Source organism: Protofrankia sp. CiP1_Cm_nod2 (assembly GCF_920664355.1).
Taxonomy (GTDB): Bacteria; Actinomycetota; Actinomycetes; order Frankiales; family Frankiaceae; genus Protofrankia.
Window position 1 is genome coordinate 1 of sequence record NZ_CAKKTL010000137.1, and the last position, 7,078, is coordinate 7,078.

The following is a 7,078-nucleotide window of genomic DNA, read 5'->3' on the forward strand; positions in this document are numbered from 1 at the left end:
TGTGATTCAGCCTCTCGTCCATAGTGCCAGCGATGGGCTGCTCGAGGCAGCCGCACGGCCGCCACGTACCACCGCGCGCGTTCCGCCCCACACTCTCATGAGCGGAGCGGGCCCGGAAGCCGACAAACCCGGCGGTCCGGTGGCAGCCGGCTTCTGGCACCGGTGGATCCGGGGCTCCAGCGGGAACCTCGACACGCAAGAGACGCACAGGAGACGCGGAAGAGGCACGGAAGAAACGCCGCCGCACCGGCTCCGGCCCACCGGCCCACCGGGCAGTACCAGCACATACAGGGGAGACCGGAACATACAGGGGAGGCAGAACCATGAACGTCGCTTTTCTCGGCATGGGACGGATGGGACGGGAGATGGCCCGCCACATCGTCGAGGCCGGCCACCAGCTGACGATCTGGAACCGGACGCCGGGCCGGGCCCGGGAACTGGTGGCCGCGGGCGCGCGTGAGGCCGCCTCCGTACGGGACGCGGTGGCCGCCGCCGAGGCGGTCGTGCTGATGCTCTTCGACGACGCGTCCGCCCGTCAGGTGCTCGACGACGTGATCGCCGGCGCGCCCCCGCACACCCTCGTGATCAACACGACGACGATCGCGCCTGCGGCCGGGCGGGAACTCGGGCGGGTGGCCGCCGCGGCCGGGCTGCGCTACGTGGAGGCACCCGTGGTCGGGACGACCGGGCCGGCCCGGGACGCCACCCTGCGCGTGCTGGTCGGCGCGAGCGGACCGGACGCGGCCGCCGCCGAGAAGCTGCTGTCCCTGTTCGGCACCACCCGGCACGTCGGCGGCGTCGGTACCGCGACGGCGTTGAAGGCCGTCGTGAACCTGGGCCTGGCGCTGGCCACCGGGGCTCTCGGCGAGGTGCTGCGGCTCGGCTCGGACCTGGGCGTCGACCGTGACCTGCTGCGTTCCGAGCTCGCCGGCGGCGCACTGGGGTTCATCCTGGGCTACAAGGGGTCGATGCTCACGAGCAACGACTTCCAGCCCGCCACGTTCACCCTCGACGGCATGATCAAGGATCTGCGGATCGCCACCGGCTCGGCCCGCCGGCCGCTGCCGATGGCCACGAGCGCTCTCGCGCTGGCCACGGAGGCCTCCGACGCGGGGCACGGCCAGGAGGACTTCGCCAGCCTCGCCGCCTACTACACCGCGACCTGACCACCGCCGCGGGCGGCGTCGGGGGGTCAGGTACGGCCGGCGATCAGTAGCGGGATGTCATGGGCGTAGTCGGCGACCTTGGTGCCGGCGAGGTAGGCGACACGGGCGGTCCCGTCCGGGCTGAAGGCCGTCACCTGCGTGCCGTGCGAGACGGTCACCGACCCGTCGGGCTGCCGCCGCGGCCGCTCAAGCGTGACGCCGAGCTGCTCGGCGTCACCGGCGGTCGTCTCGAACGGGCCGGTCAGCCCGATGAACGACGGGTCGAACTGGGCCAGCCAGCTGCCCAGGGCCGCCGGGGTGTCCCGATCCGGATCGGACGTGACGAACACCACGGACACTTTGGCACGGTCAGCCGGCGGCAGCGTGCTGAGCGCGGCGGCGATGTCGGCCATGGTGGTCGGGCAGATGTCCGGGCAGTGGGTGTAACCGAAGAACAGCAGGGTGAGCCGGCCGGCGGTGGCCGCCCGGAAATCGTAGGGACGCCCGTCCGTGCCGGTCAGCCGGATGTCCGGCTTGCTCAGCGGCTGCTGTAAGACCACCCCGCGCACGCCCGCGGCACCCGGGAGATCGTCGAGGTGTACCAGCCCGTTGCCACGCTGGCCGGCCGTTCCCGAGGAGCCGCAGCCGGTGACCAGCACGGCGAGCAGGACGCCGGCGAGGAGCACGGCGGCGAGCGTCCGGGGCCGCCATGTCCCGGGCCGCCGTGTCCCGGGCCGGAACGGGTGGGAGTTCACCCGTCAACAATGCACCCGATGGTGATACGGGCGTCGACGGCGGGACGGTCAGCCGGTGGCGCGGGCGGCCAGCCCCAGTGCGTAGTCGAGCCACCACTGGCCGGCGCCAGGCCCGCCATTGCACGTCCCGTCCGACTCCCCGGGAACTTTGATCCACAGATACGCGTCGACGACCGGGTCACCTGTGTTGCCGGTCGGCGCGGCGCCCAGCGCCCGGCCCGGCGGGTTGCACCAGGCGTTGCTGGCGGCCGGGCCGAGCCCGTTGCGGCTGGTGTCGATGACGGCCCGGGCGGTGCCACCCAGCGCCGCGGACACCGCGGCGGCATAGGCACGCTCGTCCGGCGTCTCGTCGAAGTTCGAGACGTTCAGGGCGAAGCCACGGGCCCGGTCGACGCCGGCGGCGCGCAGCCTGGCGGCGGTGTCGGCGGCGCTGTGCCAGGTGGCGTTCCCGGCGTCGAGATAGACGGCCGCGCCGACGTGGGCAAGCACGTCCACCGCGTTCCCCAGCAGCGAGTACCGGGTCTGGCGGTCGGCCGCGGACAGGCAGTCGGTCTGGGAGATCGCGTCGGGCTCGAGGATGACCGCCGCCGGGCCCCGGCCGATACCGGCGGCGAAAGCGGCGATCCACGCCCGGTAGGCATCTGGGCTACCGGCTCCGCCAGCGGAGTAACTGCCGCAGTCACGGTTGGGGATCGCGTAGGCGACCAGCACCGGCAGCGCGCCGGTAGCGCGGATCTCGTCCACGCGCCCGGCGACCCTGGCCCGCACGGCGTCCGGGTTCGCGGTGTCACCGCCGAACCAGTCGGCGTGCGAGGTGTTCGCTATCCGGCTCAGCGCGGCGGCGTCCGCGGGCGCGCTGTTACGCAGCCGGGCGACCGCGGCCATGGCGTCGCTGTCGGGATCGACGTAGAACCTGGCCCCGGCGAACGGATTGCTGCTGGCCGTCGCCGGCGCCGCCGACGGCGGCCGGGCCGGCGGCGGCGGCGCGCTGGGAGCCTCGGTGTGCTCGGCGGGATGCGTGGGCCGCGCGGCTGGCGCGGCAGGGGTCTGCCCCGGTACCGGAGCCAGCGAGCCGAGAAGCGCGGCGACGGCGGTCAGCGGCCCGGGAGGCACCGTACCGACCGGACGCGGTATCACCACGTCCACGGAGGACGAGACCGGAGAGGTCCTGGGAAACACCACCCGTACACAACCGAAACCCGCGAATACGGCGGCGGCGACGACCGGCGTCAGCCATATCCATAGCGGTCGACGGGATTTCGGACGATGCGCATGGCGGGCGGCCCGGCGTCCGGGCCCTCCATGCACGTCTGTCGACACACGACCTCCGAACGGGCGGTTGGATGCGCTCGTTTTCTTGCTCAACCCTCTGTCCGCAGCGGCAGTTTAGCAGCGACCGCGCTGACGGTGCGGAAAGCCGACACGGGCCGGCACCCAACGCCACCAGCCACGCCGGAATCGTGTCGGCAGGACGACAGCAACGACCGCCGGCGGCGACTTCCGGCTACCAGAAAAACAATGGACGTTGTTTTTTCATTGTGAATTCGCCGGAGCGGCGGACGGGACAACTGCCACCGGCGGTGGGCATATCCGCCCGGGCGGCCCGAGCCCCACCCGCCCGGGCGGGACGAACCGACATGAAGGACGTTGTTCTGTTTCGCGGTGGCCGGGCACCGCGAGCCCCCTGGCCGGGAGCGCAATCCAGCGAATCATGCCGAAACGGGTGGCCGGCGCGCCGGAACCAGCCCGTCCGGCCAACGGCCGCGGACGGTCCGGGAACACCCTGGGTACGACGGGCCGTTGCCCGCCCGGGTGGGGAAGGCCCCGTTCAGGACGTGGCGTTGCGGACGAGCTCGTCGGCCTGGGCCGGCCACCAGGTGCCGGCTGGCGGGTTGTTCCGGCCGCACTCCCCGTCACTGGCTCCCGGCACCTTGATCCAGAGAAGGGCGTCCGCACGTGGGCTGCCGGTGTCGGTGGTCGATGTGGTTCCCAGCCCCCGCCCCGGCGGGTTGCACCAGGCGTCCTTCAGGTCGCCCCTGGCCGGGCCACGGCCGTTGCGCGAGGTGTCGACCACGAAATGACTGCCGCCGGTCAGCGCCGAGATCACGTCGGCGCGGGCCACCTCGTCGTGGGTGTGGTAATAGTTCGACACGTTGACGGCGAACCCACGGGCCCGCTGCACGCCCGCCCGCGTCAGGCGGTCGGCGATGACCGGCGCCGCCGTCCACCCGCAGTTGGCCCCGTCCAGGTACACGCTGGTGCCGGAAAGCCCGCCGTAGACGTCGACGGCGTCGTTGAGCAGCCGGTAACGCTCGTCCTGCTCGGCATGCCCCAGATGGTCCAGCTGTGCCAGTGAGTCGGGTTCCAGGATGACGACGGCGTCGCGGTGGCCGATGCCCGCCGCGACCTTCCTGGTGAAGGCCTGGTAGGAGGCGGCGTCGGGCAGACCGCCGGCGGAGAAGCCCGCGCCGACGTCACGGTGCGGGATCGCGTAGACCATGAAGACGGCGGTGGCGCCGGTGCGTTCCGCCTCGGCCGCGCGTGCCGCCACCTGGGCCTGGACGCCGTCCCCCAGCCAGTCCCCGACGGGGTAGGCCAACGGCTTGGCCGCGATCGTGGCGGCGGCCGTCCCGGCTGCCGGGTCCTGCCGCGCAGCCTGGGCCGGCTGGCTGTCGGGGTCGACGAGGAACGGCGCCCGGGGTGCCGGGCCGTGCGGGCCGGGCCCCGCCACCGCGCCGTGGCCGGCGGGGTCCCCGGCGGGGCACTGCGGGCCGACCGCGGTCAGCGCGGAGGTCGTGGCCGGGGACGAGCCCGGCCCGTCCGAGCCGCCGCACGCGGAGAGCACCGAGATGGCGCCGGCGACCGCGGTGGCCCTGACCCGGGTACCTCGCCGTGGCCGGTCAGCTCCCGGCCCCCGCTCCCCCGTGACGCAGCGGACCAGCCTGGAGATCAATACAGGCCCTCCTCATCCAACATGAACCCAGGTGGCGACGGAGGGAACACCCTCGTCGTTGGTCACAAAAAGCATGTACCAGTCTGGCGGAAGCAGGTTGGGGTTCTCGGGGACGTCCAGTGTGACGCTGCCACCCGTCTGCTGGGTGATCGGCAGCGCCACGGAGCGTTGCTCGGTGTCGGTGACGTGGGTGTAGGCACCCGGCCGGATCAGACGCACCTTCGCCGCCGGCTGGGACGACTTCACGGTGATGGCCGTGCCCCGGGTGATCTTGGCCGGCACCTCGGAGACCGCCGGACGCTCGCCCTTGTAGAGGTAGGGCGGGGAGTACACCTCGACCCGGGTCTCGAAGGAGTTGTCGTCGCTGAGCGGGTTGGAGCCGAAGACCGCCACCCGCCCGTCCGGCAGCAGCAGGTACTCGGAGTGGTAGTCACGGCCAACGCGCGGATCGGCCGCCGGGGTGAAGCTGTTGGTGTCCGGATGGTAGGTCTCGGCGGTCAGCGAGTCCTTGGCCCGGTAGCCGGCGGAACCACCGGAGACCAGCACCGTGTCGTCGGGCAGGACGACCGCGCCGGGATACCGTTTGGCCACCGTCAGGTTCGGGCCGCTGACATAGGCGGGCGCGGGCGCGGAGAGGTCGACGATGGCGGTCCGGGCGCTCGCGGCCTGGGTGTCGCCGACGCCGCCGCCGGCAATGAACATCACCTTCTGGTCCTGCGCCGGCGCAAGCATGATCGTCCCGGCCGTCTCGTTGATCTCCGGCTCGGGCAGCCCGTTGACCGGCTGGAAGGAGTTGTCCGCCAGGTTCCACAGGCCGGGCTGGCGCTCGGAGATCTCCGCCGGGCCGTAACCGGCGTTGGCGCCGGAGAAGAACAGCCGGCCGTCCGCCGCGAGCAGCAGGGACGGGTAGGTGGGGAAGATCTTCTTCAGGTGGTGGCTGTCCTGCCATGTCCTGGTGGCCGCGCTGAACAGCTCGGTGTTGCCCTGGTCGATGTCACCGTTCTCGTCGAGGCCGGAGACCGACACCACCGTACCGTTGGCAAGGGTCACCAGGGTCGGATACCAGCGCGCGTGGTTCAGGTCGGCGGTCTTCTCGTACCGCTCGGTGTCCGGGTTGAAGATGTAGGAGTCCTTCAGCCCCTGGAACTCGTGCTTCTTGCCGTCGGGCGAGTCCTGTGCCAGGACCTCGTACTTCTTCGTCCCCCCGGCGATCAGCAGGTCGCCGTTGGGGAGGAAGGCCTGCCCCGCGCAGAAGACGTCCCACGGCGTGTAGACGTCGGTGAAGGTGTTCGCGACCGGATCCCACAGCGCGGTGGTGAACTTCCCCGCGTCGAAATTTGCCTGGTCGTTGCCGGAACCGGCCATGAGCAGTATTTTCCCGGTACGCAGCAGGGCCGCGTGAATGGACCGGGTGCCGCTGTCGGCAATGATGTCCCAACGCCCGTGGGTACGCATGTAGTCCGGCTGGTTGGACTGCCATTCGGCGTACTGCTCGCTGGCCCATGACACGGCGAACGGGCCGTTGCCGGCAAGAATCAGGACAAGCAGCACACTGAGCTGGAGCAGCCGCCGTCGGCGTACCCGGCGTTTCTGGGTGGACACCATCATGTCAGTTCCTCGAGCAGCCCGTCACCGGAAACACGGCGGCGGCGTGGCATGAGTTTCATGGTGGCCTCCTCCGTGTAGGTGCCAGGTCCCGGGCGCCCACGGACGGAGCCTCCCGCCGCCGGCTGCTCGGCCGAGGCTGCCACCGCGACCGCGGACCGCCCTCCGCGCGCGGCAGCGTCCTGGGCGCGGCGGGCCGGCTTCCCCGGTTTCCCCGGCTTCCCTGATCCGGCGCCCTGCGTGGGCCGGATCAGTTTCTGCGTGGCCTCCTCGGAGTAGCCGGCCGGCCCGAGCGAGGACAGCACCGCGGGCAGGATGATCGTCTGGGTGGCCTCCTCGCGGTATCCGCCGGGCGCGGAGGCCGACAGCGCCGGCACGACCGTCGTCTGCGTGACCTCCTCACCCCGCCCGCCGGACGCGGACGCCGACAGCGCGGCCGGCCGTCTGAGCACCTTCGTGACCTCCTCGACATAACCCGAGGAGGCGGTGGCCGACGCGGCCGCGGGCACGGATCTCCCCGGAGCCGCTTTTTTCGGCCTGCTCGGTGCCGCTTTCTCCGGCGCCGATTTTCCTGGTACCGCTTCTTCCGGTGCCGGCTTTCCTGGTGCGGCTTTTTCCGG

General features: G+C 71.8%; 6 protein-coding genes. 1 reads left to right on the plus strand and 5 read right to left on the minus strand.

Going from position 1 to position 7,078, the window contains the following annotated elements:
• Positions 1–323 precede the first annotated feature (323 nt).
• Positions 324–1,166 (plus strand): NAD(P)-dependent oxidoreductase, encoded by an 843-nt coding sequence (locus tag NBW84_RS15440; protein ID WP_250285440.1) that lies wholly within the window; start codon positions 324–326, stop codon positions 1,164–1,166.
• A 26-nt stretch (positions 1,167–1,192) separates the two neighbouring features.
• Here NBW84_RS15440 and NBW84_RS15445 read toward each other — a convergent pair whose 3' ends face one another.
• From NBW84_RS15445 to NBW84_RS15465, 5 genes are all read right to left on the minus strand, one after another.
• A complete protein-coding gene (locus NBW84_RS15445) occupies positions 1,193–1,900 on the minus strand; it encodes an SCO family protein (protein WP_250285441.1) in 708 nt (235 codons plus the stop codon).
• A 48-nt stretch (positions 1,901–1,948) separates the two neighbouring features.
• A complete protein-coding gene (locus tag NBW84_RS15450) occupies positions 1,949–3,082 on the minus strand; it encodes a glycoside hydrolase family 6 protein (protein WP_250285442.1) in 1,134 nt (377 codons plus the stop codon).
• A 646-nt stretch (positions 3,083–3,728) separates the two neighbouring features.
• Complete coding sequence (locus NBW84_RS15455; RefSeq protein WP_250285443.1) at positions 3,729–4,853, minus strand: glycoside hydrolase family 6 protein; 1,125 nt, start codon at positions 4,851–4,853, stop codon at positions 3,729–3,731.
• Positions 4,854–4,865: 12 nt separating this feature from the next.
• Positions 4,866–6,461 carry a galactose oxidase-like domain-containing protein gene (locus tag NBW84_RS15460; RefSeq protein WP_250285444.1) on the minus strand — a complete coding sequence of 532 codons (1,596 nt, stop codon included), beginning with the start codon at positions 6,459–6,461 and terminating at the stop codon, positions 4,866–4,868.
• The gene (locus tag NBW84_RS15465) at positions 6,458–6,910 is read right to left on the minus strand and encodes a hypothetical protein (RefSeq protein ID WP_250285445.1); all 453 of its coding nucleotides are present in this window, start codon (positions 6,908–6,910) and stop codon (positions 6,458–6,460) included. Before NBW84_RS15465 ends, NBW84_RS15460 begins: the two co-directional genes overlap by 4 nt.
• Positions 6,911–7,078 lie beyond the last annotated feature (168 nt).